The organism is Stenotrophomonas sp. 2YAF22, from assembly GCF_052114665.1.
Taxonomy (GTDB): domain Bacteria; phylum Pseudomonadota; class Gammaproteobacteria; order Xanthomonadales; family Xanthomonadaceae; genus Stenotrophomonas; species Stenotrophomonas indicatrix.
Window position 1 is genome coordinate 1 of sequence record NZ_JBFRFE010000701.1, and the last position, 2,032, is coordinate 2,032.

At 66.8% G+C, this 2,032-nt stretch carries 3 protein-coding genes; 2 read left to right on the forward strand and 1 reads right to left on the reverse strand.

Translation table 11 applies throughout. The annotated features are described in order from the left end of the window. Window positions 1–53 precede the first annotated feature (53 nt). Window positions 54–338, reverse strand: a complete 285-nt coding sequence (locus AB4Y84_RS20115; protein ID WP_442244774.1) for a metal/formaldehyde-sensitive transcriptional repressor — start codon at window positions 336–338, stop codon at window positions 54–56. A gap of 50 nt (window positions 339–388) precedes the next feature. On the opposite strand from AB4Y84_RS20115, the gene dmeF reads away from it, so the two are divergent. Continuing rightward, complete coding sequence (dmeF, locus tag AB4Y84_RS20120; protein WP_428703831.1) at window positions 389–1,366, forward strand: CDF family Co(II)/Ni(II) efflux transporter DmeF; 978 nt, start codon at window positions 389–391, stop codon at window positions 1,364–1,366. A gap of 92 nt (window positions 1,367–1,458) precedes the next feature. Further along, on the forward strand, window positions 1,459–1,875 hold the full coding sequence (locus AB4Y84_RS20125) for a hypothetical protein (RefSeq protein WP_033830222.1): 417 nt from the start codon (window positions 1,459–1,461) through the stop codon (window positions 1,873–1,875). Window positions 1,876–2,032: the final 157 nt, after the last annotated feature.

Genomic DNA, 2,032 nt, shown 5'->3' on the forward strand with positions numbered 1-2,032 from the left:
CATGAACTCCGGAAGCAACATGCAGTTGCCGGCCAGCGGCCGGCACTACCCGGCTATTTGCCGTAACGCCGCAGTAGTTCCACCAGTACCTCGGCTTCGGCCGCCCGCTGCGCCGGGTCTTCCGCGTCCACCACGTGTTCCTGCAGATGCTCGTGCAGCAGTTCCATCAGCAGGCTGTGGGCGGCGCCGCGTACGGCCGCCACCTGCACCAGCACATCGGCACAGTCGCCTGCCTCGCCCCCGGGCGTGTTCAATGCCTGTTCCAGCGCTGCCACCTGCCCGCCGATGCGGCGCACCCGGGTCAGCAGCTGCTTTCGATTTCTGTGTACATGGGCCATGCCGGGATCATATACCCTATGGGGGTATCCACCCAAGCCTGACCGCCGCCATGCACCTGGACGCCCTTGCCGCCGCCCGTCGCCACGAGCACCGCTTCGACGACGGCAATCCGCTGGCCGAACGCAACACCCGCCGCGCGATGTGGCTCACCGTCAGCATGATGCTGGTGGAGATCGTCGGTGGCTGGTGGTTCAACTCCATGGCCGTGCTGGCCGACGGCTGGCACATGAGCTCGCACGCGCTGGCACTGGGCCTGTCGGTGTTCGCCTACCGCTGCGCACGGCGCTACGCGCACGATCCGCGCTTCGCCTTCGGCACCTGGAAGATCGAGATCCTGGCCGGCTATACCAGCGCCATCGCCCTGCTCGGCGTCGCCGCGCTGATGGCCGTGCAATCGCTGGAACGCCTGTGGGTGCCCGCGCCCATCCACTACAACGAAGCCATCGCCATCGCCGCAGTCGGCCTGGGTGTGAACCTGCTGTGCGCGTGGTGGCTGCACGACAGTCCCGGCCACGCCCATCACCACCATGGACACGGGCACGGGCACGACCATCATCATGGGCATGACCACGATCATGGCCACGACCATTCCCACGGCCACGACCTCAACCTGCGTTCGGCCTACGTGCACGTGCTGGCCGACGCCGCCACCTCGGTGCTGGCCATCGTCGCCCTGCTGGGCGGCAAGCTGCTCGGCCTGACCTGGCTGGATCCAGTGATGGGCCTGGTCGGCGCGGTACTGGTCACCGTCTGGGCAATCGGCCTGCTGCGCGACAGCGGCCGCATCCTGCTCGACGCGCAGATGGATGCGCCGGTGGTTGCTGAAGTCCGCGAGGTGATCGAGCAGGGTCCATGGCCGGCACGCCTGGCCGACCTGCACGTGTGGCAGGTGGGGCGCGGCAAGTACGCCGTCGCCGCCAGCGTAGTCACCAGTGATGCCACGCTCGATCCGGATACCGTGCGCCAGGCGCTGGCGATCCACGAGGAACTGGTGCACATCACCGTGGAGATCCACCGCAGCGCGTGACGCCAGCAGGGCGGCGGTTCTTGCCGAAAATCTGTACCGGCCACGGCTGCGTGCTGCCTACACTGGCCGCACCTGCCCCGTCGGGACATCCCATGCGCACGCTCCGCCTGCTGCTGCCCGGTGCCCTCCTGCTGCTGGTGGCCTGTTCCGGCGACACCCAGCTGCCGTTCTCCTCCGACCCGATGCTCGGCTGCTTCGCCACCAACCCGCGCAAGTCCGCCGAGTTCCGCATCGAAAAGGAAGCAAGCCAGTACTTCGTCTCGTTCGAACGCGATGGTCACTGGCAGCGCGAACCCAATGCGCTGTACAAGGCCAGCCGCAGCGACATCCAGCAGTACTTCCGCGATGACGCCGACCAGATCGACAGCGCGCTGATCCGGATGGCCGGCGGCTTCGGCATCTTCCGCGTCAAGGACGGCGCAACGCTGAAGGCCCGGGCACGCGACAGCGACTACATGGCGCTGCTGCTGATCGGCGCCGGACCGGTGTATGCGGTGAAGTGCCAGTAGCGGCCACATTGCAATTCTTCCCATGGCCTCAGCGATGCCGCTGGCACACGCTGCCGGTTTCGAGGAGGAATACCGATGCTCATTCTTCTCCTGCTGGCCGCAATTGTTGCAAAGACCCAGGGTGCTTACGACGAGGTGCGTGAGACCGCTGATGGCG

Bases quoted from the DNA above. Each gene is read 5' to 3' on its own strand.
- AB4Y84_RS20115 (WP_442244774.1), bottom strand. From the start codon at position 338: ATGGCCCATGTACACAGAAATCGAAAGCAGCTGCTGACCCGGGTGCGC.
- AB4Y84_RS20125 (WP_033830222.1), top strand. From the start codon at position 1,459: ATGCGCACGCTCCGCCTGCTGCTGCCCGGTGCCCTCCTGCTGCTGGTG.
- dmeF (WP_428703831.1), top strand. From the start codon at position 389: ATGCACCTGGACGCCCTTGCCGCCGCCCGTCGCCACGAGCACCGCTTC.